Source organism: Nocardia sp. NPDC058518, from assembly GCF_042719655.1.
In the GTDB taxonomy this organism is placed as follows: domain Bacteria; phylum Actinomycetota; class Actinomycetes; order Mycobacteriales; family Mycobacteriaceae; genus Nocardia.
On record NZ_JBHXNJ010000015.1, the window covers coordinates 46,321 to 69,864 of the forward strand.

Consider the following 23,544-nt stretch of genomic DNA (forward strand, 5'->3'; position numbering starts at 1 on the left):
CCCGCGTGGGGGGGCCCCGGGGGGGGCGCGGGGGGGGGCGATGGCCCGGCGGGGGGGGGGGGGGGGGGGGGGCGGCGCCCGCCGGGGGGGGGGGGGGGGGCCCCCCTCGACTCGGGTGAAATCCGTTCAGGCCGTGATGGTTTCACGCTCTGACCGAACCCCTGGGGCTTTCGGCAGCGACTCGCCTTCGATGTCGACGTGGGGCAGCAGCCGCTCGAGCGGACGCGGCAACCACCACGCCCAGCGACCGAGCAGCGCCATCACAGCGGGAATCAGTGTCATGCGCACGATCAGCGCGTCGAACAGCACGCCGACGCCCATCGCGAAACCGATCGGGCCGATCATGGTGTTGTGGCTGAACAGGAATCCGGCGAAGACCGCGATCATGATCACCGCCGCCGCCGCGACCACCCGCACGCTGTGGGCGTAACCGGTGCGCACCGCGGTGAGCGCTGATCCGTTTCCGGTGACGTAGGCCTCGCGCATCCGCGACACCAGGAACACCTGGTAGTCCATCGCCAGGCCGAACAGCACCCCGATCAGCAGGATCGGCAGGAACGCGAGGATCGGCGCCGGGTGGTGCACATTGAGCACCGAACCCAGCCAGCCCCACTGGTACACCGCGGTGGTCGCGCCGAGCGCCGCGGCCAGGGAGAGCAGGAAGCCGAGCGCCGCGGTGAGCGGAACCAGCAGTGAGCGGAAGGCCAGCATCAGCAGGGTCAATGCCAGGCCGACCACCACGATCAGAAACGGTGCCAGCGCGGCGGAGAGCTTGCGTGCCACATCGATCGCGATCACCGTCTCGCCGGTCAGGTGCAGGGTCGCACCGTGATCGGCGTGCAGGTCGGCCCCGCCACGCCGGATCGACTTCACCAGGGTGGCAGTGTCTTCCGAGCTGGGTTCGGTGGTCGGGACGACCACGAACTGAGCGGTGTCAGCGGCGGCGTTCACCTCGGGTGGCAGCGTCATGGCGACGCCCGGTAGCGCGGCGATCTGCTCGATCGCGGCCTGGGTCTGGGCTTGGATACGGCTCGGTTCACCCTGCACCACCGCGACGAGCGGCCCGTTCAGGCCGGGCGTGTAGGCCTCGGCGAGCAGATCGTAGGACTGACGCGCGACGGTATCGGTCGGCTCCTGGCCGGCATTGGGCAGGCCCAGACGCAGCCCGAGCGCGGGCAGCGCGATCACCGCGAGCACGCCGATGCCCGCCAGCAACGTGAGGATCGGGCGTCTTGTCACCAGCTCGCCCCAGCGATTGGGGCGCTGCGACGCCTCGATCGAGGCAAGTCCCCGGCCGCGCGGAATCAAGCGTTCGCCGGTGAGCCCGAGAATCGCGGGCAACAGCGTAATCGATAGCAGTACAACAACTCCCACGCTCGACGCGGCCGCGAGGCCCATGCCGGTGAGGAACGGGATCCGCGCGATCGCCAGGCCACACAGGGCGATCAGCACGGTGGCGCCCGCGAAAACGACCGCACTGCCCGCCGTCGCGATGGATCGCGCCGCGGACTCGCGCACCGGCATCGCCTCCGCCAATTGCTGACGGTGCCGCGACACGATGAACAGCGTGTAGTCGATTCCGACCGCCAAACCGAGCATCAGCGACAGTGCCAGCGTGGCCGACGACGCGTCGAACAGGGTCGAGGCCGCGACCACGCCCCCGGTGCCGATACCGACCCCGACCAGCGCGAGCAGCAACGGCAGACCCGCCGCGAGCAGTGAACCGAAGGTAATGACCAGCACGGCCATCGCGATCGCCACCCCGACCGCCTCGGACGGACCGACGAACGACGCCTCGGTGTAGAACGGGCCACCGGTGAGCAGCGGCCGCAATCCCTCGGCGCTCAACCGGTCGCGCACCGTCTCCACCGACGCTGTCGCGGTCGGATTCACCGGGGTCGCGAAGGTGATGTCGACGAAGGTGACGGCACCGTTTTCCGAGACCGCGAACGCCGCCGGGGTGACGCTGTCGATGCCGGGGGTGCCGCTCAGTGTCGCGAGTTCGGCGTCGATCCGGGTCAGCGGCAGCGGAGCGCCGTCGGGTGCGCGCACGACGAGCCTGGCAGGCGCCTCGCCCGGTGTGGTCGGCGCGCCCTCGCCGAAGCTGTCGGCCAGCACGATCTGGGCGCGGTCGGATTCGGTGCCGGGAATGTCGAACCGATCGGAAACCTTGGCGCCCAAGGTGATTCCGACCAGTGTGACTGCAGTGGCGAGCAGTGACCAGACGGCGACCACCCGCCACGGATTGCGAAAACAGAGATCGCCGAGGCGATAGAGAACTCGCGCCATGGGGTACCCCTTCAGGGTATTTAGCCTACAACTGTCTGATTACCTACATGTGTAGGATAGGCGCGGTGGCCCGGCGGACGTCAACGTGTCGCGCGACACAGGGATCGGTGGATGTGAAGGTGGAGAAGTGATCAGAACGCAGCCGGTAGGGCGCAAGCAGACCTCCGACGATCCGCGGGTACTGCGCAGCCGGGGTCTGCTCCAGGACGCGATCCTCGAGCTGGGGCTGGAAGGCCCGGTCGACGGCATCGCGATCTCCGACATCACCGGTCGCGCCGGAGTGAGTCGCAGCACCTTCTACGACCACTACACCGACAAGGAAACCCTGCTCGCCGACGCGATCGAACGCCATGCGCTCGACGCGGGGATCTCACTGCGCGAAGGCGGGTTCGGTGACGGTCTGCCCGACCGGCCGCCGCATTTTCTGCTCGGCTACATCCAGCACATCGCCGACCACGCCCAGCTCTATCGCAATGTGCTCGGCGAGCACGGATCCGCCGCGGTGCACGCACGGCTGGCCCGCCGCATCGCGACCATCCTGGCCGACGGCATCCGGCTGCTGGGTGAGCAAGAGCCGGTCGTCTCGGGTGTGCCGATCGAGGTCGACGCGGCGGCGCTGGCGGGCGCGATGCTCGCGGTGCTCACCTGCTGGCTCGAACAGTTGCCCGAGACGTCACCCGCGGTCGTAGCGGAATGGATCTGGGAAATCCTCACCAGGGAATGAGGCGCGCCGGCGAGCGCGGTGAATTCAGTTCTCTCCTTGCATTCGATGCATTGCCGATATATCGTCGATAGTGTCAAGTACAACGAGAGAGCCACAGGAGGCTGTCATGCAGAACCAGGAACAACGAGAATTCGGACACTTCCGGCGCGGTCGTGGACCGGGCCCCATGGAATTCGGTCCCGACCGGCGGCAGTTCCGTCAGGGCGGGCGGCACGGGCACGGCCCCGAGTTCGGACCGGGTTTCGGACCGGGATTCGGCCCCGGATTCGGCCGTGGACGCGGCCGCGGCGGTCGTGGCAGGCGCGGTGACGTGCGGGCCGCGGTGCTGCTGCTGCTCGTCGAGCGCCCCATGCACGGCTACGAACTGATCCAGCAGATCCGCGATCGCAGCGACGATGTCTGGCGCCCCAGCCCGGGGTCCATCTACCCGGCATTGGCCCAGCTCGAGGACGAGGGCCTGGTGCTTATCGAGAAGGTGGCCGGTCGCAAGACCGCGCAGCTCACCGACGAGGGCAAGACCTATGTCGAGACTCATCGTGAGGATCTCGGCGACCCGTGGGCCGAGGTCAAGCAGGATGTCGGCGCCCAGGCGCTCGACCTGCGCGGCCTGGTCGGACAGGTGATGGGCGCGGTCGGCCAGGTGGCCCAGGTCGGCACGGCACAGCAGGCGGTGAAGGCGGCCGAGGTGCTCGCCGAGACCCGTCGGGCGCTGTATCGAATCCTCGCCGAGGACGACGTCACCGTCGAGGGCGACGCAACCCCCGAGAAGTGAGGGCGTCGTGAACCCCCTGCCCGGCGTGCGGTTGTCGGACCGATGGAGTAAATGTTTGGGACATGGAACAACCGGGAATGTTGTGGGGTTGGGGAACATCACGATTGCGGGGCGCGGTGTCGGTCACGGCACTCGCCTGCGCGGCGGTGATCGGTGTGTCTTTCGCGCCGATCACCGCCGCTGAACCGGCGGGCTATCGGCCCGCTGTCATTCCGATGGAGGCGGGTCCGGCACAGGCTGATCATCTGGACGCCGCCCATTACATTAATGCCCATCCGAACTCGGTTCCGGTGGGCCTCAACAACTTCGGGTGTATCCCGAGCGTCGAGCATCCGCGGCCGATCGTGTTGGTGCACGGCACCGACTCGAGCGCGTACTCCGACTGGGCGGGAATCGGACCGCAACTGGTGTCGGCCGGCTACTGCGTCTTCGCGCCGAACTACGGCGGGGCGCCGGGTGCCGACACCTACGGCACCGAGGACATGCGGATCAGTTTCGCTCAGCTCGCCCAGTTCGTCGACGATGTTCTCGCCGCGACCAAGGCGACCAAGGTCGATCTGGTCGGGTTCTCGCAGGGGGCGAACGTCAGCCGGTTCTACGTCAACAAGCTCGGGGGAGCGCCGAAGGTCGGGACCTGGGTCGGCCTTGCCTCACCCAGCTACGGCGGGGTCATGTACGGGCTGGTTCCGGTAGGACAGGCCATTCCCGGAATGATGGACGTCTTCGCGAAGGTCACCTCGACGGCCGCGGTCCAGCAGGCCCAGGGCGAACCACTCATGGTCGAGCTCAACGCGGGTGGCGACACCGTGCCCGGTGTCCGTTACGTCACCGTCGGCAGCCGGGTGGACGAGATGATCCAGCCCTTCTCCAATATCGCGCTGCGCGGTGCGGGCGCGGAGAACCTCGTCCTGCAGGACCTGTGCGCCGACGACATGACCGGCCACTTCCACCTGGTCTACGACCCCTTCGTGCAGCAGTTGCTCCAGCGCATCCTCGACCCCGTCCGGGCACCCGCCCCGGTCTGCAAGCCGGTCCCGCTCGGCACCGGCATCCCCGAGGTGATCATCGCGGGCAACTCCTGACGGCCGGGCTGGGCGGAAGCACCTCCCGGGGTCACTAGACTGGGACGACCGCAATTCGTCCTCCCCGGGAGCCGCCGTGACCATTCAGCCCGTTCGCCTGTTCGGCGACCCGATCCTGCGTTCGCGTGCCGACGCGGTCACCGAGTTCGGTCCCGACCTCGCCACGTTGGTCGCCGACCTCACCGAGACCATGCACGACGACGGTGGGGTCGGGATGGCCGCGCCGCAGATCGGGGTCGGGCTGCGGGTGTTCGTCTATGACACCGGCGATGCCGCGGGTCACGTCGTGAATCCGGAATGGTCGGCCATCGGGGCCGACGAACAGGTCGGTCCCGAGGGCTGCCTGTCGATTCCCGGCGTGCGCTACGACGTGCGCCGGGCATCGCGCGTTCGGGTCACCGGGGTCGACGTCACCGGTGCGCCGGTGGAATTCGAGGCCGACGGCCTGCTCGCGCGCTGCGTACAGCACGAACATGATCACCTCGACGGCGTGCTGTTCATCAGCAGGCTCGAACCGGCCGACCGCAAAGCCGCGATGCGCACCATCCGCGAATCCGACTGGTTCCGCGGCGGAGTCACCGTGCGCGAATCCAGTGGCGTCGGCGGTGGTCGCTGATGCGCCTCGTTTTCGCGGGCACGCCCGAACCCGCGGTGCCGTCGCTGCGCCGGTTGATCGAGAGCGAGGGCCACGAGGTCGTCGCGGTGCTCACCCGGCCCGACGCGGTCGCGGGCCGCGGCCGCAAGATCATGCGCTCGCCGGTGGGACAGCTCGCCGATGAACACGGCATCCCGGTGTTCACCCCGCGCAAGCCCTCCGACCCCGAATTCGTCGCCGCGCTCACCGAACTCGCGCCGGACTGCTGCCCGGTCGTCGCCTACGGCGCGTTGCTGCCGCAGCAGGTGCTCGATATCCCCGCGCACGGCTGGATCAATCTGCACTTCTCGCTGCTGCCCGCCTGGCGTGGGGCGGCTCCCGTGCAGGCGGCCATCGACGCGGGTGACGACATGACCGGCGCGTCGACCTTCCTGATCGAAGCGGGCCTCGACACCGGCCCGGTGTTCGGGGTGATGACCGAGAAGATCGGGCTCACCGACACTGCGGGTGAGCTGCTGGCCCGGCTGGCCGAGGCGGGCGCCGTCTTGCTCGAGAAGACCCTGGACGGAGTGGAAGACGGTTCGCTGCGAGCGATTGCGCAACCCCACGACGGCGTGTCCTACGCACCGAAGGTGACCGTGGAGGCGGGGCGGATCGGTTTCGCCGAACCCGCGCTGGCCATCCACCGTCACATCCGCGCCGTCACTCCGGCGCCCGGCGCGTGGACCGAGGTGAACGGGCTGCGCCTCAAACTCGGCCCGGTGGAAATGGTGGAGGAAACCTTGCCCGAACGCGAGATCGAGGTGCGCAAGTCCGGCGTCTTCGTCGGAACATCGACCACAGCGGTCCGCCTGGGGCAGGTCCAGCCACCCGGCAAGAAGATGATGAACGCCCTCGACTGGGCCCGCGGCGCCCGCCTCACCCCCGGCACGGTGATCGGATGAGTGCCTCGGACCGTCGACGTCGACGCGAAGCCGATGCCGCGAAAGGCATCACGTCCGGCGAGGACCGCAAGCCCACCGGAAAGGCGGGCGCGCCGCGCGGCAGCAGCCCCCGCGACGACCGCAAGATCACCGGTAAGAACGTCGACGGCGGCTGGGCAGCACGCGCCGCGAAGGGCACCACCACCCCGCGCGCGGACGGTGACCGCTGGACGGGTGGCCGCGACGACCGCGGCGGCTCCGATCGACCCCGCCGTGACGACCGCGACGGCGGCAACCGATCCGGCGCACCCCGCCGTGCGGACGACCGCCCCGGTTTCGCTCGCGGCCCGCAGGGTCGTGACGCGGGCGAACAACGCGGCGACGCTCCGCGATCCCGTGCGCCCCGACGTGCCGATGACCGTCCCGGCTTCGGCGGTGCGAAGGCACCCGCGCAGCGGCGTGACGCGGCTGATCAGCGCGATGAGCGTGGGTCGACCGGTCGCTCCGGCGCGGCACGTCCCGGCGACGGACGACCCGACCGTGGCGCCTCCCGTCCCGATCGTGGTGCGCGCGAAGGAGATGCGCGTGGCCGTGGCGCGGGCAGCCGAGCTGCCGGTGCGGGACCGGCGGGCAAGGCCGCCGCTGCGCGTCGCCCCGAGCGGCCCGATCCCACCGTCCCGAGTCCGCGCAAGCGGCGCGGCGAACCCGTGGATCCGGCGCGCGAGGTCGCCCTCGATGTACTGCGTGCGGTGCGTGAGCGCGATGCCTACGCCAACCTCGCGCTGCCGAAGCTGTTGCGCGAGCGCAAGATCAGTGGGCGCGACGCCGCGTTCGCGACCGAGCTCACCTATGGCGCCAGCCGTTCGCAGGGGCAGCTCGACGCGGTGATCTCGGCGTGCGCGGGCCGCCCGGTCGACGAGATCGACGGACCCATCCTCGATATCCTGCGCCTCGGCGTCTACCAGCTGCTGCGGACCCGCACCAGCGCGCACGCCGCCGTCGACACCTCCGTCGACCTGGCCAGCGCCGAATTCGGCCAGGGCCGTGCCGGTTTCGTCAATGCCGTGCTGCGCAGGGCGGGGGAGAAGACCGCCGAGGAGTGGATCACCGAGCTGGCCCCGGCCGACCCGGTCGGCAAGCTCGCCTTCGAACACGCGCACCCGAAGTGGATCGCCCAATCCTTCGCCGACGCGCTCGGCGCACAGGCGGGCGAGCTGGACGCACTGCTGGCGGCCGACGACGAGCGCCCGGTCGTGCACCTGGTCGCGCGGCCCGGCGAGATCACCTCCGAAGAGCTCGCGCTGGTCACCGGCGGTGAGGAAGGCCGCTGGTCGCCCTACGCGGTGTACCTCGATGGCGGCGACCCCGGCCAGCTCGAACCGGTCCGCGACGGCATCGCCGCCGTTCAGGACGAGGGCAGCCAGCTGGTCGCGCTCGCCCTCACCCGCGCGCCGCTGCAAGGCGAGGACAAGGGCCGCTGGCTCGACCTCTGCGCGGGTCCCGGCGGTAAGGCCGCCCTGCTCGGCGCGCTGGCGGCGATCGACCTGTTCACCGTCGACGCCGTCGAACCGGCCGAGCACCGCGCCGAACTGGTCCGCAAGTCCACCCGGAACCTGCCCGTCACCGTGCACGTCGCCGACGGTCGCGACAGCGGTCTGACCCCCGGCTACGACCGCGTTCTGGTCGACGCGCCGTGCACCGGCCTCGGTGCCCTGCGCCGGCGCCCCGAGGCGCGCTGGCGTCGCACCCCGGCAGACGTGGCCGAACTGGTCACCTTGCAGCGTGAACTCCTCACCGCCGCATGGGATCTGGTGCGTCCGGGCGGTGTCGTCGTGTATTCGACCTGCTCGCCACACCTCGCGGAAACAGTGTCGGTGGTCGCCGATTTCGTCCGTCGCACCGGCGCCGAAGAACTCGACAGCCGCGAGTTCCTGCCCGGCGTCACCGATCTCGGTGACGGCCCGTCCGCGCAGCTGTGGCCGCACCGCCACGGCACCGACGCCATGTTCCTGGCGACTTTGCGCAAGAAGTAGACGCGACGATACGACGGCGCCGTTCCCAGTACAGGGGACGGCGCCGTTCCATTTGTCCAAGCGGGAAGCGATCGCCGAGGAGGAGAATCGGCGTATGACGATGACGTGGGAGCAGGTGGTCGCGATGGCGACGGCGCTGCCGGAGGTAGCGGAGGGCACCTGGTGGCGCAGTCCGGGCCTGAATGTCGGCGGAAAGGGTTTCGCCCGATTACGTGACGAAGCCGAAGGCGGCCTTGTCCTGCTCTGTGAACCCGCGGAAAAGGAGGCGCTGCTGGCCTCCGGCGACGCGGCCTTCTACACCACCCCGCACTACGACGGGCACCCGTACATCCTCATCGACCTCGACGCGGTCGACCCGCAACAGCTCGCCGAGTTGCTCGACAGCGCCTGGTGGCTGCGCGCACCCGCGAAGCTGCGGCGGGCGAGGCAGGGCGCGTAGGACACCGTTGTCCGGTCCGCGCGAGTCAGTCCCGTTCGGACAATTCGCGCAGGCGCGCCAGGGTTTTCGCGAGAATTCGCGACACGTGCATCTGCGAGATCCCCAGCTGCGAAGCGATCTGGGTCTGCGTCATCGACTCGAAGAACCGCATGGTCAGAATGCGGCGCTCACGTTCGGGCAGGCCGGCCAGCAGCGGCCGCACCGCGATGTACTCCTCGACCCGGTCGAACTGCGATTCCTCCTCGCCGAGGGTGTCGAGCAGCGACGCGTCGCTGTCACGCCCGATCGAGGCGGCGTCGATCGACGTCGGCTGATAGGCGTTGCCCGCGATGACCGCCTGGGTCACCTCGTCGGGGTCGACATCGAGTTCGGCGGCGATCTCCTTGGCGGTGGGGGAGCGCCCCAATCGCTGCGACAGCTGATCCACCGCCGCGCCGATGCGCAGGTGAGTTTCCTTGACGCGCCGCGGAACCCGCATCGCCCAGGTGTTGTCACGGAAATACCGCCGGACCTCACCCATGATCGTCGGCACAGCGAAGGACAGGAAATTCGAGCCGCGGCTCAGATCGAACCGATCCACCGCGTGCACCAGGCCGACCCGCGCCACCTGCGACAGATCGTCGAACGGCTCACCGCGCCCGCTGAACTTGCGCGCGATGTGGTCGGCCAGCGGAATGCAGCGGTTGATCAGCGCGTCGCGCGCCACCGCGTGCGCGACGCTGCCCGGCTCGGTCGCCGCGAGGCGCTCGAACAGGGCGCTGACATCGTCGTATCCGGACACCGGTTCGGGGGTTTCGGTCTCCTCGTCGAGAGTTTCCTGCTCGAGGGTTTCCTTCTCCGGTTCAGCGGCCTTGTCCGAATCCGCGGGAGGGGAGTCGGGTTTTCCTGGTTCGCCGAGATTGTTGTGGTCGGGCTCGTTGTCTTCGCCGTGCACTACGCCTTCCCCCGGACCCGACGGAATCGGACCGTCGTCGGAAAACCGGACACACCGCTGTCGAAATCCTGCTGCTCGGCAGTCACCTCGTCGCACAGCGTGCGCAGCACATGCCACCCGAAGCTGCGCTGGTCCGGCATGCCCTGCGCCGCCGCGACACCGTCGACGCGCACCTGCAATTCGGTGTCACCGACAAGGAATTGGCAGGTGAGCAGCGTATCCGGGGCGGCGATCGCGATGAGCGTCGAGCACACTTCGTCCACGGCGAGGCGCACATCGGCTACCTCGTCGAGGGTGAAATCGCTGAGTAGTACCAGTGTTTCGGCCAGTCCGCGCACGATTGGCAGCTGCGTCAGCTGTGCTGCCACACGAATCTCCACCGGGGCGCCGAAGGGCCCATGTTCCGCCGAAAAATTGGTCACCCTGAGAAGGCTACCCATATCCCGGCAGGGCAATCACCATTGCCGTCGCTACACTGGCGCGCTGTGTCCACACCGACGTTCTCTCGTCCGTCCCAGCCGATGATCGCCCCGTCAATCCTGTCCGCGGACTTCGCGAACCTCGCCGCCGAGGCCGCGGCTGTCGAAGGATGCGACTGGCTCCATGTCGACGTCATGGACGGCCACTTCGTGCCGAACCTCACACTGGGTCTGCCGATCGTGCAGAGCCTGCTCAAGGCCACCGACATCCCGTTCGATTGCCATCTGATGATCGACGATCCGGGCCGCTGGGCCCCGAGCTACGCCGAGGCGGGCGCCTACAACGTCACCATCCACGCCGAGGCGGCCGACGATCCGATCGCGGTGGCGCGCGATATCCGCGCCGCGGGTGCCCGAGCCGGGCTGTCGGTGAAGCCGAACACTCCGATCGAGCCGTACCTGGAAATCCTGCGTGAGTTCGACACCCTGCTGGTGATGAGCGTGGAACCCGGTTTCGGCGGGCAGTCGTTCATTCCCGGCGTGCTGGAGAAGGCGCGGATCGTGCGCAACCTGGTCGACTCGGGTGAGTTGCGCCTGGTCGTCGAAATCGACGGCGGCATCAACGCGGACACCATCGAGCAGGCCGCCGCGGCCGGAATCGATTGTTTCGTGGCCGGGTCGGCCGTCTACAACACCGCCGATCCCGGTGCCGCCGTGCAGACGCTGCGCAACCTCGCCGCGTCGGTCTGGCTGCCCTAGTTACAGGGCGCGGAGTTTGCGGGTGCCGAGCGCCCGTGCCGCGTCGACGACTGCCTGCACCGGCGGCCGATGGTCGCCGGACTCGGGTTCCTGCACCCAGGTGCGGTAGCCGGTGCGCTCGTCGTCGGGGGAAGGCAGCACGATCTGGCTGCCCGCGCAGGCGACGGTCGCGTAGAGGCGGAACAGTTCGGCCGAGGCGGTCGCGGTGAGGGAGTCGGGCCGGCACGGGCCGGTGAGGAACGTCCAGCGCCGGGCGCGGGGGTGATCGACGACCGGGCCCGCGATAGCGGCCTCGCGCAATCGGGCCTGCACTCGCTCGCCCAGGTCGCCGGGCATGGTCACCGCGCCGTAGTGCGCGCCGATCTGGAGCAGAATGCGGCGGGAATCGAAATCGATCTTGGCCGGCAGATGCAACTCTCGCCGATAACGCACGCAGCGCATTTCCAGCGTCGAATCGATCAATGTGCTCACGCGGCACCCCCACATATAGCGAACCTGTTGTAACCCACAGTGTTGTCTTCCTGGAGTGGTGGACTATCCCTGGGGCGAACTCCCGGTAGCCGCAGTGCTCCGGGCGATGATGTCGGGAGAACCCGCAGTTCCAGGCCCCGACATCTGGTTGAACAGCAGGAATCGTTGACGTAACAATATTGCGTCAATGGCGCGGCGGGCGCAAGCATTCCACTCACCGTGTTTCCAGTTCGTAATGGCGGGTAATACCAGGTTAAGGCTGCCGGATGAATGCAGGGGGCCGGTTCGTCGAAAATTGGATTGAACGACAACCGCCGGACTGATTAACGGCGGCGTTCCGTCATGTCGGTACACCTTTGCCGCCCGATCGCCGGCCCGCCGATCGCTTTCGGTGACCGAGTGCTGCGCGTGGTCGGGTTCGGCCCCCGCCCCGGGCTCACCGGCCGCGCTACTAGGCTGTGCGACGAGCTGGGCGGCCGCGCGGGAATAGCGGCCACCCACCTGCTGTTGGGCCCAACGGGTACGGATGACGCGACAAGGGAGTCAGGCATGTTCACAGGGATCGTCGAGGAGCTTGGCGAGATCGTGGCCACCGAAGCGCTGACCGACGCCGCCCGGTTGACGATCCGCGGCAAGCTGGTGACTTCCGATGCCGGACACGGCGATTCGATCGCCGTCAACGGTGTCTGCCTCACCGTCGTCGACGTGGTCGACGGCGACAGCTTCACCGTCGATGTCATGGACGAGACGTTGAAGCGTTCGAGCATCGGCGGGCTGGTCGCCGGTTCGCCGGTCAACCTCGAGCGCGCGGCCGCGCTGAACAGCCGCCTCGGCGGGCACCTCGTACAGGGCCATGTCGACGGCACCGGCACGGTCCTGCGCCGCAGCCCGTCGGAGAACTGGGAGGTCGTGCGGATCTCGCTGCCGGATTCCATCGCGCGCTATGTAGTGGAGAAGGGCTCGATCACCGTCGACGGCGTCTCGCTCACCGTCTCCGGCCTCGGCATCGAAGCGGAACCGAACGCCGACGGATCGCGTGACTGGTTCGAGGTCTCCCTGATCCCGACCACCCTGTCTTTGACGGTTCTCGGCACCGCCCCTGTCGGTGCCACCGTGAACCTCGAGGTGGACGTCATCGCGAAGTACGTGGAACGTCTCGCCCAACGAGGCTGAAACCGATCGGCGTCGGGCCTGACCGAGCACCCAGGGACCACGCCGTAATGTAGGACTAGTTGCCATCCCCACGGCAAACCCGCGGCCCCGGCCGCCAAAATTACGGAGCAAGCAGACGTGACCAGGTTGGACAGCATCGAGCGCGCGGTCGCCGATATCGCGGCCGGCAAGGCTGTTGTCGTCATCGACGACGAGGACCGGGAGAACGAAGGCGATCTCATCTTCGCGGCCGAGAAGGCCACCCCGGAGCTGGTCGCGTTCATGATCCGCTACACCTCCGGCTACATCTGCGTGCCGCTCACCGCCGACGACTGCGACCGCCTCGGCCTGCCGCCCGCGTACGCGATGAACCAGGACAAGCACGGCACCGCCTACACCGTCTCGGTGGACGCGCGCGAGGGCATCACCACCGGCATCTCCGGCGCCGACCGGGCCGTCACCATGCGCCTGCTGGCCAGTGCCCAAGCCAAGGCCGACGAATTCACCCGCCCCGGCCACGTGGTGCCGCTGCGCGCCAAGGACGGCGGCGTGCTGCGCAGGCCCGGCCACACCGAGGCCGCGGTCGATCTGGCCCGGATGGCCGGACTGCGCCCCGCGGGCGTGATCTGCGAGATCGTCAGCCAGAAGGACGACGGGCACATGGCTCGCACCGACGAGCTGCGCGTGTTCGCCGACGAGCACAACCTGGCGATGATCTCGATCGCCGACATGATCGCCTGGCGGCGCAAGCACGAGAAGCATGTCGTGCGGGTGGCCGAGGCCAGGATCCCGACCGCGCACGGCGACTTCAAGGCCGTGGGCTACCAGAGCATCTTCGACGACGCCGAGCATGTCGCGCTGGTGCGCGGCGACATCGGCGACGGCGAGGACGTGCTGGTGCGCGTGCACTCCGAGTGCCTCACCGGCGATGTCTTCGGCTCGCTGCGCTGCGATTGCGGCCCGCAGCTGGACGCGGCGCTCGAGATGGTCGATCAGGAGGGTCGCGGCGTAGTCCTCTACATGCGCGGGCACGAGGGCCGTGGCATCGGCCTGATGCACAAGCTGCAGGCCTACCAGTTGCAGGACACCGGCCGCGACACCGTCGATGCCAACCTCGATCTCGGCCTGCCCGCGGACGCCCGCGATTACGGCACCGGCGCGCAGATCCTGGTCGATCTGGGTATCCGCTCGATGCGCCTGCTCACCAACAACCCGGCCAAGCGGGTCGGTCTCGACGGCTACGGCCTCGCGATCACCGAGCGTGTCCCGATGCCGTTGCGGGCCAATGCCGAGAACTTGCACTACCTGCGCACCAAGCGGGATCGGATGGGCCACGACCTGGTCGGCCTCGACGATCTCGACCTGGGCGAAACCGCGCAGTGATCACTCCTTCCGAAAGGCGGCAACGATGAGCGGCACAGGTGTTCCGACCTTTGCCCTGGCGCAGGCCAAAGACGTCAAACTCGGCATCGTCGCCTCGCGCTGGCACACCGAGATCTGCGACACCCTCGTGGCCAATGCCGAACGGGTGGCCAAGGAAGCCGGCGTCGAGCACGTGACCGTGGTGCGCTGCGCCGGGGCGATGGAGCTGCCGGTCGTCGCGCAGGAACTGGCGCGCACCCACGACGCCGTGGTGGCTCTCGGTGTCGTCATCCGTGGTGGCACACCGCATTTCGAATACGTCTGTGACGCGGTGACGGCCGGGCTGACCCGGGTGTCGCTCGATGCGGCGACCCCCGTCACCAACGGTGTGCTCACCACGAACGACGAGGAGCAGGCGCGCGATCGGGCCGGGCTGCCCGGTTCGGCGGAGGACAAGGGCGAGCAGGCGTGTGCCGCCGCCCTCGATGCCGCGCTCACCTTGCGCGCGCTGCGATCGGTGTGACCGTGCCGGTGGTGCGGACGTGGCGTCGCAGTGCTCCCGGGCCCGACACGGGCTGGGAGTTCGAGGTGCGTCCGCGCCGGGCGATCCGCACCGCCATCGTGGTAGCCGTCGTCATCGTCGTCGCCTTCACCGCCGGTGGGCTGCTGCTGCGAACCGGGTCGACCGGGGTGAACTTCCGGGTCGCCGATCAGGTCGCGATGATCCTGATCGGGGTGGTCGGTGCGGGCGCGGTACTGATGCTCACCCGGCCGCGAGTGCGCGCGGGTAGCCGAGGCGTCGCGGTGCGCAACATCCTCGGGGACCAGGTGTATCCGTGGGCCTACATCCGCGGTGTGTCCTTCCCCGACCGCAAGTCGTGGGCCCGCCTCGAACTGGCCGACGACGACTACGTCCCGATGCTGGCGATCCGGTCCAACGACAAGGCGCACGCCGCGGATGCCATCGAGCGGGTGCGCGAACTGGGCGCCCGCTACGCCCCGCAGGACTGAGCGCGGGCGCCCGCCGCCTCAGCGGGTATCGCCGAGGACCGCTCCCTCGCGTCGCGGATCCGCGCCGCCGATCCAGCCGTCCTTGCCGTTGTGCTGCAGGGCGCTGAGTCCGCTGGACTGCGGCGCGACCGACACCTGGTGACCCATCGCCCGCAGCTTCTCGACCAGCGGATCATGGTCACCGTTGTCGGCGGCATCGATGTCGGGGTGCTCGCCGCCTACCCCGGTGACCGGCGTATTGCCCGCGCCGAACGACACCCCGGACACCGCCTGTTGCGGGTCGAGGCCCCAATCCAGCACGTTGACCAGCGTTTTCACGACGAACTGGATGATCACCGAACCGCCGGGTGAACCCGTGACGAGCTTCAGTTCGCCACGATCGCCCTTGTCGTCGCGTTCGAACACCAGGGTCGGGGCCATCGAACTGCGCGGGCGCTTGTTCGGCTGGAGGCGGTTGGCCACCGGGGTGCCGTCGGGATCGAGTGGGTCGGCGGCGAAGTCGGTGAGCTGATTGTTGAGCAGGAACCCGTCGACGAGATGGAACGACCCGAACGCCGATTCGACCGTGGTGGTCATCGCGGCGGCATTGCCGTACTTGTCGACGACGGAGATGTGGCTGGTGCCGTGCTCGGGCGGCTGTGGGCCGGTGCCGAGGGGGACCGGTCCGAGATTGCCGGGCTTGGCGGTACCCATGCTCTTCTGGGGGTCGATCAGCGTCGACCGCTCCTTCAGATACTGCGGGTGGACCAGCGAGAGGGCCGAATTTCCCGGCAGCGGAACGAAATCCGGGTCGGCGACATACTTGTTGCGGTCGGCGTAGGCCAGCCGCTCGGCCTCGGAGATCAGGTGCACGGCCTGCGCGTCGGGGCGCCCGCCGTTGGCGTCGAGCTCCTGGGGGCGCAGCGCGGGGATGTCGAAGTTGGCGAGGATGCCCAGCGTCGCGGCGACGGTGCTGCCACCCGAGGACGGTGCGGGCATGCCGCACAGTTCGTACTTGCGATACCCGGTGCACAGCGCCGTGCGCTTCTTGGCCTCGTAATCGGCCAGGTCGGTGGTGGTCAGCGCACTGGGGGTGCGCCTACCCGCCGTGCTGCCCGCCGCCTCGACGATGTCCTCGGCGATAGCCCCGCTGTAGAAGGCTTTCGCTCCGTCGGTCGCGATCGTCGACAGCGTTTTCGCCAGCGCCGGATTGGTGAGGACGGTGCCCGCCTTCTTGGGCGAACCATCGGGTTCGAGGAAGTAGCCGCGCGCGGCTTCGTCGGCGGCCAGGTCCTTCGCGGACTCGGCGATCTGCCCGGCCAGGCGCGGACTGATCTCGAAACCGCTGTCGGACAGGCTGATCGCGGGATCGAACAGTTCCTTCCAGGCGCTCATCCCGTGCTCGGAATGCGCGAGTTCGAGCATCCGGAGCACTCCGGGAACACCGATCGAGCGGCCACTGGCCCGGGTGTTCGGCGCGGGTTCGGTGCGGTCGGTGTCGCTGACCCAGCGCAGATAGTTCTCGGTCGCCGCGGCAGGCGCGGTCTCGCGGCCGTCGTAGGTGTCGACCGTGCGCGACTTCGCGTCGTAGTGCACCAGGAACGCGCCACCGCCGATTCCGGACGCCTGCGGTTCGACCAGCCCGAGCATCGCCTGCGCGGTGACCAGCGCGTCGGTCGCGGTGCCACCCGCCCGCAGCACCCGGCACGCGGCCTCCGTGGCGATCGGATTGGCGGTCGACACCGCGTAGGTGCTGGTGCGCACAGCCGTCATGTCCGAGCGGTACCCCGAGGCGATCTCAGGATTGGTGCTGAGATTCTGCGAGGTCGGCGTACCCCCGCCGGTCACGGGCGCCGCGGATACCGGAGTTCCGTTGGGTGTGCTCGTACACTCCGCTGCCGTCTTCTCGTCTGTCGAACAACCGGCCAGTACCCCCACCGCGAGCACTGCGGCCGTCGTGGCCCCGATCCACGTCCGTCGCCTTGGCGTCATGTAGGCAGCGTAGCTCGCCGGTCCGACGGGATTCGATCTTTTTCGGCCCGGGCCGCATGCCGCCGACCTACTCGACGATGTCGACACCCGGATGACGTGTACGCGAATCTTGGGTTCTCCGCCCGATTTCCGCCAGGTGCGCGATCGCCGGCTGGCTACCCTGGCTGATATGGATATCGACGCGGTGCTATTCGACTACTCGGGCACGGTCTTCCGTTTGGAGGACGACCGGACCTGGGCCGACGAACTCGTCGGCGACGACGGAACACCGTTCGACATCGCGGCGAAAGCCGAAGTGCTGCGGCGGATGACGACCCCGGTCGAACAGTTCATGACCTTCGACGCGGCAGGCCAGCACGCCTGGGACAACCGCGATCTGGACCCCGCCCTGCACCGTCACGCCTACCTGGAGGTGCTTCGCGGCTCCGGTGTCCCCGATGCCCAGGCGACGCGCCTGTACGAACGCCTCATCGACCCGCTCACCTGGACTCCGTACCCCGACACCGGAACTGTTCTCAAATCTCTTGCCGCCCAGGGTATTCCGGTCGGCATAGTCAGCAATATCGCCTTCGACATCCGCCCGGCCTTCGCCGAGCGCGGCTGGACGGAGCTGATCGGTTCGATGACCCTGTCCTACGAAGTGGGCGCCATCAAACCGAGCCCGCAGATCTTCCGTGACGCCACCGATCGCCTCGGCGTCGACCCCGGACGCGTTCTCATGATCGGCGACAGCACCGAAGCCGACGGCGGCGCCACCGCCCTCGGTGCCCGCTTCGCCCTCGTCGACGCGGTCCCCACCGTCGATCGCCCCCGCGCCCTCATCGACGCACTCGCCGAACACGGCATCCGCACGGCCGACTGATCCACGCCGGCCGGAGCCGACGCGGACGGGTCAGCGCTCGCGGGTGAACCAGGCGAGCGCCGAGGGTCGAAGAAGCAGACCGGCGACGGCTCCGTTGGAAACGATGCCGACCACCCCGGGCGGCAATCCGGTGAGGATGCCGGTCGAGGACACCAGCAGCGCCAGCACCGCGACCCCGATCGCCGCCTTGCGCACCAGGTCACCGCCCTGCCGGAACAACAGCACCAGCGGGACCAGCGCGAAGGACGGCAGATACCCGGCGAGCAGCGCGCCGAGCGAGCCACCCAGCGCCACCGTGATCGCGATCAGCACCACACCGACGGCGGCCGCGACCGCCGCGATCAGCCGCGCCCCGCGCACAGTGCCGGGCATGACCCCGTAGGGGGTCACCTCGTCGTCGTACCGGTCATCGCCGGCGTACGGCAGGGCAGCAGCGTTGGTCATCGGACGTCCTTCCAGACACAGAATCCGCGCACTCACGCTACACAGCCGGTTCCGGCGCGCCTGCCGCAGTCCTCGACCCAGGGAACTTCGACGGCGACTCGGTCGGCGGTGCGGACCTGTCGGAGCCCCTCGCTAGGCTTGACAGGTGGCAGATCCCGCGACGTACCGGCCGGCGCCGGGCACGATTCCCGTCGAACCCGGTGTGTACAAGTTCCGGGACGTGCACGGGCGGGTCATCTATGTCGGCAAGGCCAAGAGCCTGCGGAGCCGGTTGAATTCCTACTTCGCCGATGTGTACTCGCTGCATCCGCGCACCAAGCAGATGGTGACCACGGCGGCCGCTGTCGAGTGGACGGTGGTGTCCACCGAGGTCGAGGCGCTGCAGCTCGAGTACAACTGGATCAAGGAATTCGATCCGCGGTTCAATGTGCGTTACCGCGACGACAAGACCTACCCGGTGCTCGCGGTGACCCTCAACGAGGAGTACCCGCGGCTGTTCGTCTACCGCGGTGCCCGCAAGAAAGGCGTGCGCTACTTCGGCCCCTACGCCCACGCCTGGGCGATTCGCGAGACCCTCGACCTGCTGCTGCGGGTGTTCCCCGCACGCACCTGCTCCAACGGAGTCTTCAAGCGGCACAACCAGATCGGGCGGCCCTGCCTGCTCGGCTACATCGACAAGTGTTCCGCGCCGTGCGTGGGCCGGGTCGATGCCGACGAACACCGCCAGATCGTCGAGGACTTCTGCGACTTCCTCTCCGGCAAGACCGACAAGATGGTGCGCGCACTCGAACGCCGTATGCACGAAGCCGCCGAAGACCTCGACTTCGAGAACGCCGCCCGGCTACGCGACGACGTCCAGGCGCTGCGCCGCGCACTAGAGAAGCAGGCCGTGGTGCTCGGCACCGGCACCGACGCCGATGTGATCGCCTTCGCCACCGACGAACTCGAAGCCGCGGTCCAGATCTTCCATGTCCGCGACGGACGTGTGCGCGGCCAGCGCGGCTGGGTCGTCGACAAAGCGGGCGACGCACTCGACGTCGCGGAATCGGGAACCGAGCTGGCCGCCCTGGTCGAACAGTTCCTCACCCAGTTCTACGGCGAACAGGCCTCGATGGCGGACCAGAACGGCGACGCGGCCATCGTCGTCCCGCGTGAGGTATTGGTGCCCGAACTGCCCGCCGACGCCGTGGAGATCGGCGAGTGGCTCAGTGAGATGCGCGGCTCCGCGGTCTCGCTGCGCATCCCCCAGCGCGGCGACAAGAAGGCGCTCGCCGAGACGGTGCAGCGCAACGCCGCCGAGGCACTGGCCCAGCACAAGCTCCGCCGTGCCGGTGACCTCACCTCGAGATCACAAGCGCTGCAAGACATTCAAGACGCACTCGAACTCGACAGCGCCCCGCTGCGGATCGAATGCGTCGACATCAGCCACGTGCAGGGCACCGACGTGGTCGCCTCACTGGTGGTCTTCGAAGACGGCCTGGCCCGCAAGTCCGACTACCGGCACTACGCGATCAAGGAAGCCGCCGGCGACGGCCGCTCCGACGACGTCGGCAGCATCGCCGAGGTGACCCGCCGCCGCTTCGCCCGCCTGGCCCGCGACCGCGAACAACCCGTCGAGATCGAACCCGACGAGGTCGACGAACCCGCCTCACGCCCCGGCATCGACCCGACCACCGGCCGGCCGCGCCGCTTCGCCTACCCGCCCAACCTCTACGTCGTCGACGGCGGTGCACCCCAGGTCGCCGCCGCCGCCGAGGTCCTCGACGAACTCGGCATCACCGATGTCGCGGTGATCGGCTTGGCCAAACGCCTCGAAGAGGTCTGGGTGCCCGGCGAGGCCGACCCGGTGATCATGCCGCGCAACAGCGAGGCACTGTTCCTGCTGCAGCGTGTGCGTGACGAGGCCCACCGCTTCGCCATCACGTTCCACCGCAGCAAACGCTCACGCCGGATGACGGCATCGGCACTGGACTCGGTGCCGGGCCTCGGTGAGACGCGGCGGACCGCGCTGGTCACCCACTTCGGTTCGGTCGCCAGAATCAAGGACGCGACTGTCGAAGAAATCACCTCGGTGCCCGGAATCGGGGTCTCGACGGCAAAAGCAGTGCTCGCGGCACTCAACAGCCCGTAGCCGCGACGGCCGGGATCGCAGGACGCAACATTGCGTGTGCCGTACGTTGTGTGTCTGCGCCCGATACCCGAACCGGTGCGGGATGATCGAAAGGCACCCAGAAACGGATCCGGTAGGACATGACACGCGTCGAATCGAATAACAAGGCGGGGGCGGCACCCGGGCAATCCGGGACGGTCACCGACACACAGCAACCAGTCGAAGTGGTTATCGTGACCGGCTTGTCCGGCGCGGGCCGCGGCACTGCCGCGCGCGTGCTGGAGGATCTCGGCTGGTACGTGACCGACAACCTACCGCCCGAACTGATCGGGCGGATGATCGAACTAGGCGCCGCGGCCGACCCGCCGATCCGGCGGCTCGCGCTGGTCATGGACGTGCGCAGCCGATTCTTCACCGGCGAGCTCTCCGGTGTCACCGAGCAACTGCGCGGCGCGGGCATCCGCACCAGGGTGCTGTTCCTCGAGGCGTCCGACGATGTGCTGATCCGGCGGTTCGGGTTCGCCCGGCGTCGTCATCCGCTGCAGAGCGACAGCCCCGACGGGACGCTCTCGGCCGGTCTGGCCGCCGAACGAGCCAGGCTCGCCCCGGTCAAGGGCGCCGCCGACCTCGTCATCGACACCACCGAGCTGTCGATCCACCAGCTGCACCGCAAGCTGGAGGAGGCATACGGCGCGGGCGCGCCAGCCGCACTGCAACTGACCGTGCAGTCGTTCGGCTTCAAGTACGGTGTTCCCCTCGACGCCGACATGGTGTTGGATGTGCGATTCCTGCCGAACCCGCATTGGATTCCGGAATTGCGGGAACACACAGGACAGGAGTCGGTGGTCAGCGATTACGTGCTGTCCCGGCCCGGCGCGCGGGACTACCTGCAGACCGGCAAACACCTGGTCGACCTGACGACGACCGGATACCGCCAAGAGGGGAAGCGATACATGACCGTGGCAGTGGGGTGCACCGGCGGCAAACATCGCAGCGTCGCTATCGCCGAGGCACTGGGTGAGCGCATCGGCGCCGATACCGGGCACGTGGCGGTGGACGTCGTTCGCGTCGTGCACCGGGATCTGGGGCGCGAATGAGTGGAACCGAAGCCGACCCAGCCGTCGTCGCGCTGGGCGGCGGACATGGGCTGTACGCGACATTGACGGCGGTACGCAGGCTGACGAGGCGGATCACCGCCGTCGTCACAGTCGCCGACGACGGCGGGTCGTCCGGTCGGCTACGCGCCGAGCTGGGCATGCTCCCGCCGGGTGACCTGCGAATGGCACTGGCGGCGCTGTCCGACGACGCCGACGATGTGTGGACCACGACGGTGCAGCACCGCTTCGGCGGCACCGGCGCGCTCGCCGGGCACTCGGTGGGAAATCTGATCCTGGCCGGGCTCACCGATATCCTCGGTGATCCGGTGGCCGCGCTCGACGAGGTGGGCAGGCTGTTGCGGATCACCGGCCGGGTGCTGCCGATGTCGCCGATCCCGCTCGACATCGAGGCCGAAGTGTCGGGCCTGGAATCGGATCCGCGGATCGGCCGGTGCGTGCGCGGTCAGGTTGCGGTGGCGACCACGCCGGGTAAGGTCCGGCGGGTGCGGCTGATTCCGTCCGATCCGCCTGCCAGCCCCGAGGCGACCGCGGCTATCGACGGCGCGGATGTTGTTGTGCTGGGACCTGGTTCGTGGTTCACCAGCGTCATTCCGCATGTCCTGGTGCCGCAGTTGCACGCGGCGCTGGTACGTACCAGGGCACGCAAAGTACTGGTTCTCAATCTGGCCGCGGAGCCGGGCGAGACCGCCGGCTTTTCCGCGGAGCGACATCTGCATGTATTGTCCCAGCACGCACCGGATTTCGCGGTCGACGACGTGCTCGTCGACTCGGCGTCGGTGCCCGAGGGGCGGCAACGGGAACATGTGGCAAGAGCCGCCGAACAGTTGCGTGCACGGGTAACGTTCTGCGATGTCGCCGAGCCGGGAACGGATCGGCATCATCCCGGAAAACTTGCCGCCGCACTGGATCAGCTGATCCGATCGCCGCGGTCGCAACTGGCTGGGCTTCGAGTCGAGGGACGGCACAGTGCGTCAGATGTGCACAGTGTTGCAGATGAGCGTTCGGGGTCGGTGGGAAAGGAGCGCGTCTCGTGGCGATGACAGCCGAGGTGAAGGACGAGCTGAGCAGGCTCGTGGTATCGCAGGTCAGCTCGCGTAAAGCGGAACTGTCGGCGCTGCTGCGGTTTGCGGGCGGTCTGCACATCGTGGGGGGCAGGGTGATCGTGGAAGCCGAGGTGGACATGGGGTCCATCGCCCGGCGACTGCGCAGAGAGATTTTCGAGCTGTACGGATACGGCTCCGACGTGCATGTGCTCGGCGCGGGTGGGTTGCGTAAGACCTCCCGCTACGTCGTGCGGGTGTCGAAGGAAGGCGAGGCGCTGGCGCGCCAGACCGGTTTGCTCGACGTGCGCGGACGCCCCGTTCGCGGGCTGCCCGCGCAGGTGGTCGGCGGCAGCATCGGTGACGCCGAAGCGGCATGGCGTGGCGCGTTTCTCGCGCACGGTTCGCTCACCGAGCCGGGTCGTTCCTCGGCGCTCGAGGTGAGCTGCCCCGGTCCGGAAGCGGCACTGGCGCTGGTCGGTGCGGCGCGCAGGCTCGGCATCACCGCGAAGGCGCGGGAGGTGCGCGGCACGGATCGAGTCGTGGTGCGTGACGGCGAGGCGATCGGCGCCCTGCTCACCCGGATGGGCGCGCAGGACACCAGGCTCACCTGGGAAGAACGGCGGATGCGCCGCGAGGTGCGGGCCACCGCGAACCGGCTGGCCAACTTCGACGACGCGAACCTGCGTCGTTCCGCGCGTGCGGCCGTCGCGGCGGCAGCGAGGGTGGAGCGGGCGCTGGAGATCCTCGCCGACGATGTTCCCGAGCATCTCGCCGCGGCGGGCAGGCTGCGTGTGCAGCACCGGCAGGCCTCGCTCGAGGAACTCGGTCAGCTGGCCGAGCCGCCGATGACCAAAGACGCTGTGGCGGGCCGGATCCGCCGCTTGCTGTCGATGGCCGACCGCCGCGCCAAGGATCTCGGTATCCCCGATACCGAGTCCGCGGTGACAGCGGAACTCCTCGACGACGCGTAACCGGGAACCGGGACAGACTCCTCGCGCCGAAAGCTGTGGCGAATCCGACGATTAGGGCAG

Annotated in this window: 23 protein-coding genes; 17 read left to right on the forward strand and 6 right to left on the reverse strand. The window is 68.7% G+C overall.

What is annotated here, in order from left to right:
- Positions 1 to 126: 126 nt before the first annotated feature.
- Entirely contained in the window at positions 127 to 2,289 is a 2,163-nt protein-coding gene (locus ACFWPX_RS23850; protein WP_378929139.1) for an MMPL family transporter, read from the reverse strand.
- Positions 2,290 to 2,416: 127 nt separating this feature from the next.
- Between ACFWPX_RS23850 and ACFWPX_RS23855 the strand changes: the two genes are divergently transcribed.
- The 7 genes from ACFWPX_RS23855 to ACFWPX_RS23885 all read left to right on the forward strand — a co-directional run bounded on the left by ACFWPX_RS23855 (position 2,417) and on the right by ACFWPX_RS23885 (position 8,857).
- Positions 2,417 to 3,013 (forward strand): TetR/AcrR family transcriptional regulator, encoded by a 597-nt coding sequence (locus ACFWPX_RS23855; RefSeq protein WP_378929140.1) that lies wholly within the window; start codon positions 2,417 to 2,419, stop codon positions 3,011 to 3,013.
- A gap of 106 nt (positions 3,014 to 3,119) precedes the next feature.
- Complete coding sequence (locus ACFWPX_RS23860; protein WP_378929141.1) at positions 3,120 to 3,785, forward strand: PadR family transcriptional regulator; 666 nt, start codon at positions 3,120 to 3,122, stop codon at positions 3,783 to 3,785.
- A 62-nt stretch (positions 3,786 to 3,847) separates the two neighbouring features.
- Positions 3,848 to 4,867, forward strand: a complete 1,020-nt coding sequence (locus tag ACFWPX_RS23865) for an esterase/lipase family protein (RefSeq protein ID WP_378929143.1) — start codon at positions 3,848 to 3,850, stop codon at positions 4,865 to 4,867.
- 76 nt (positions 4,868 to 4,943) lie between these two features.
- Entirely contained in the window at positions 4,944 to 5,483 is a 540-nt protein-coding gene (gene def / locus ACFWPX_RS23870) for a peptide deformylase (RefSeq protein ID WP_378929146.1), read from the forward strand.
- Positions 5,483 to 6,406, forward strand: a complete 924-nt coding sequence (gene fmt, locus ACFWPX_RS23875; protein ID WP_378929150.1) for a methionyl-tRNA formyltransferase — start codon at positions 5,483 to 5,485, stop codon at positions 6,404 to 6,406. The genes def and fmt overlap by 1 nt, the downstream gene beginning before the upstream one ends.
- Before the next feature lie 686 nt (positions 6,407 to 7,092).
- Complete coding sequence (locus ACFWPX_RS23880; protein WP_378929366.1) at positions 7,093 to 8,418, forward strand: RsmB/NOP family class I SAM-dependent RNA methyltransferase; 1,326 nt, start codon at positions 7,093 to 7,095, stop codon at positions 8,416 to 8,418.
- A 94-nt stretch (positions 8,419 to 8,512) separates the two neighbouring features.
- On the forward strand, positions 8,513 to 8,857 hold the full coding sequence (locus tag ACFWPX_RS23885; RefSeq protein WP_378929152.1) for an MmcQ/YjbR family DNA-binding protein: 345 nt from the start codon (positions 8,513 to 8,515) through the stop codon (positions 8,855 to 8,857).
- 25 nt (positions 8,858 to 8,882) lie between these two features.
- Here ACFWPX_RS23885 and ACFWPX_RS23890 read toward each other — a convergent pair whose 3' ends face one another.
- Positions 8,883 to 9,791, reverse strand: a complete 909-nt coding sequence (locus ACFWPX_RS23890; RefSeq protein WP_378912984.1) for an RNA polymerase sigma factor SigF — start codon at positions 9,789 to 9,791, stop codon at positions 8,883 to 8,885.
- A complete protein-coding gene (locus ACFWPX_RS23895; protein ID WP_378929154.1) occupies positions 9,791 to 10,159 on the reverse strand; it encodes an anti-sigma factor in 369 nt (122 codons plus the stop codon). Before ACFWPX_RS23895 ends, ACFWPX_RS23890 begins: the two co-directional genes overlap by 1 nt.
- A 153-nt stretch (positions 10,160 to 10,312) precedes the next feature.
- Between ACFWPX_RS23895 and rpe the strand changes: the two genes are divergently transcribed.
- Positions 10,313 to 10,969, forward strand: a complete 657-nt coding sequence (rpe, locus tag ACFWPX_RS23900) for a ribulose-phosphate 3-epimerase (protein WP_378929369.1) — start codon at positions 10,313 to 10,315, stop codon at positions 10,967 to 10,969.
- Here the strand turns inward: rpe and ACFWPX_RS23905 are convergent, their stop codons facing one another.
- Entirely contained in the window at positions 10,970 to 11,440 is a 471-nt protein-coding gene (locus ACFWPX_RS23905; protein ID WP_378912982.1) for a hypothetical protein, read from the reverse strand.
- A 549-nt stretch (positions 11,441 to 11,989) separates the two neighbouring features.
- Here ACFWPX_RS23905 and ACFWPX_RS23910 point away from each other — a divergent pair.
- The 4 genes from ACFWPX_RS23910 (at position 11,990) to ACFWPX_RS23925 (ending at position 14,965) form a co-directional block, all read left to right on the forward strand.
- Positions 11,990 to 12,613 carry a riboflavin synthase gene (locus ACFWPX_RS23910; protein WP_378912980.1) on the forward strand — a complete coding sequence of 208 codons (624 nt, stop codon included), beginning with the start codon at positions 11,990 to 11,992 and terminating at the stop codon, positions 12,611 to 12,613.
- 117 nt (positions 12,614 to 12,730) lie between these two features.
- Positions 12,731 to 13,975 carry a bifunctional 3,4-dihydroxy-2-butanone-4-phosphate synthase/GTP cyclohydrolase II gene (locus ACFWPX_RS23915; RefSeq protein ID WP_378627050.1) on the forward strand — a complete coding sequence of 415 codons (1,245 nt, stop codon included), beginning with the start codon at positions 12,731 to 12,733 and terminating at the stop codon, positions 13,973 to 13,975.
- A gap of 25 nt (positions 13,976 to 14,000) precedes the next feature.
- Positions 14,001 to 14,477 carry a 6,7-dimethyl-8-ribityllumazine synthase gene (gene ribH / locus ACFWPX_RS23920; protein ID WP_378929156.1) on the forward strand — a complete coding sequence of 159 codons (477 nt, stop codon included), beginning with the start codon at positions 14,001 to 14,003 and terminating at the stop codon, positions 14,475 to 14,477.
- 2 nt (positions 14,478 to 14,479) lie between these two features.
- The gene (locus ACFWPX_RS23925) at positions 14,480 to 14,965 is read left to right on the forward strand and encodes a PH domain-containing protein (RefSeq protein WP_378929372.1); all 486 of its coding nucleotides are present in this window, start codon (positions 14,480 to 14,482) and stop codon (positions 14,963 to 14,965) included.
- An 18-nt stretch (positions 14,966 to 14,983) separates the two neighbouring features.
- On the opposite strand, the gene ggt is transcribed toward ACFWPX_RS23925, so the two are convergent.
- Positions 14,984 to 16,936: a gamma-glutamyltransferase gene (gene ggt / locus ACFWPX_RS23930; RefSeq protein WP_378929158.1), complete on the reverse strand. Its 1,953-nt coding sequence runs from the start codon at positions 16,934 to 16,936 to the stop codon at positions 14,984 to 14,986.
- 169 nt (positions 16,937 to 17,105) lie between these two features.
- Here ggt and ACFWPX_RS23935 point away from each other — a divergent pair, with 169 nt between their 5' ends.
- Positions 17,106 to 17,798, forward strand: coding sequence for an HAD family hydrolase (locus ACFWPX_RS23935; protein ID WP_378929161.1), 693 nt, complete (start codon positions 17,106 to 17,108; stop codon positions 17,796 to 17,798).
- A gap of 30 nt (positions 17,799 to 17,828) precedes the next feature.
- Here the strand turns inward: ACFWPX_RS23935 and ACFWPX_RS23940 are convergent, their stop codons facing one another.
- Positions 17,829 to 18,242, reverse strand: a complete 414-nt coding sequence (locus tag ACFWPX_RS23940) for a hypothetical protein (protein ID WP_378929163.1) — start codon at positions 18,240 to 18,242, stop codon at positions 17,829 to 17,831.
- 145 nt (positions 18,243 to 18,387) lie between these two features.
- Between ACFWPX_RS23940 and uvrC the strand changes: the two genes are divergently transcribed.
- The 4 genes from uvrC to whiA all read left to right on the forward strand — a co-directional run bounded on the left by uvrC (position 18,388) and on the right by whiA (position 23,484).
- Entirely contained in the window at positions 18,388 to 20,373 is a 1,986-nt protein-coding gene (gene uvrC / locus ACFWPX_RS23945; RefSeq protein ID WP_378912975.1) for an excinuclease ABC subunit UvrC, read from the forward strand.
- Positions 20,374 to 20,492: 119 nt separating this feature from the next.
- Positions 20,493 to 21,449, forward strand: a complete 957-nt coding sequence (rapZ, locus tag ACFWPX_RS23950; RefSeq protein WP_378929165.1) for an RNase adapter RapZ — start codon at positions 20,493 to 20,495, stop codon at positions 21,447 to 21,449.
- Complete coding sequence (gene yvcK, locus ACFWPX_RS23955) at positions 21,446 to 22,510, forward strand: uridine diphosphate-N-acetylglucosamine-binding protein YvcK (RefSeq protein WP_378929167.1); 1,065 nt, start codon at positions 21,446 to 21,448, stop codon at positions 22,508 to 22,510. Before rapZ ends, yvcK begins: the two co-directional genes overlap by 4 nt.
- Entirely contained in the window at positions 22,501 to 23,484 is a 984-nt protein-coding gene (gene whiA / locus ACFWPX_RS23960) for a DNA-binding protein WhiA (RefSeq protein ID WP_056810477.1), read from the forward strand. Before yvcK ends, whiA begins: the two co-directional genes overlap by 10 nt.
- Positions 23,485 to 23,544: the final 60 nt, after the last annotated feature.

Coding starts and splice junctions, on each gene's coding strand:
- ACFWPX_RS23850 (WP_378929139.1), bottom strand. CDS start 2,289: ATGGCGCGAGTTCTCTATCGCCTCGGCGATCTCTGTTTTCGCAATCCG.
- ACFWPX_RS23860 (WP_378929141.1), top strand. CDS start 3,120: ATGCAGAACCAGGAACAACGAGAATTCGGACACTTCCGGCGCGGTCGT.
- ACFWPX_RS23865 (WP_378929143.1), top strand. CDS start 3,848: ATGGAACAACCGGGAATGTTGTGGGGTTGGGGAACATCACGATTGCGG.
- fmt (WP_378929150.1), top strand. CDS start 5,483: ATGCGCCTCGTTTTCGCGGGCACGCCCGAACCCGCGGTGCCGTCGCTG.
- ACFWPX_RS23885 (WP_378929152.1), top strand. CDS start 8,513: ATGACGATGACGTGGGAGCAGGTGGTCGCGATGGCGACGGCGCTGCCG.
- rpe (WP_378929369.1), top strand. CDS start 10,313: ATGATCGCCCCGTCAATCCTGTCCGCGGACTTCGCGAACCTCGCCGCC.
- ACFWPX_RS23910 (WP_378912980.1), top strand. CDS start 11,990: ATGTTCACAGGGATCGTCGAGGAGCTTGGCGAGATCGTGGCCACCGAA.
- ribH (WP_378929156.1), top strand. CDS start 14,001: ATGAGCGGCACAGGTGTTCCGACCTTTGCCCTGGCGCAGGCCAAAGAC.
- ggt (WP_378929158.1), bottom strand. CDS start 16,936: ATGACGCCAAGGCGACGGACGTGGATCGGGGCCACGACGGCCGCAGTG.
- ACFWPX_RS23935 (WP_378929161.1), top strand. CDS start 17,106: ATGGATATCGACGCGGTGCTATTCGACTACTCGGGCACGGTCTTCCGT.
- ACFWPX_RS23940 (WP_378929163.1), bottom strand. CDS start 18,242: ATGACCAACGCTGCTGCCCTGCCGTACGCCGGCGATGACCGGTACGAC.
- rapZ (WP_378929165.1), top strand. CDS start 20,493: ATGACACGCGTCGAATCGAATAACAAGGCGGGGGCGGCACCCGGGCAA.
- yvcK (WP_378929167.1), top strand. CDS start 21,446: ATGAGTGGAACCGAAGCCGACCCAGCCGTCGTCGCGCTGGGCGGCGGA.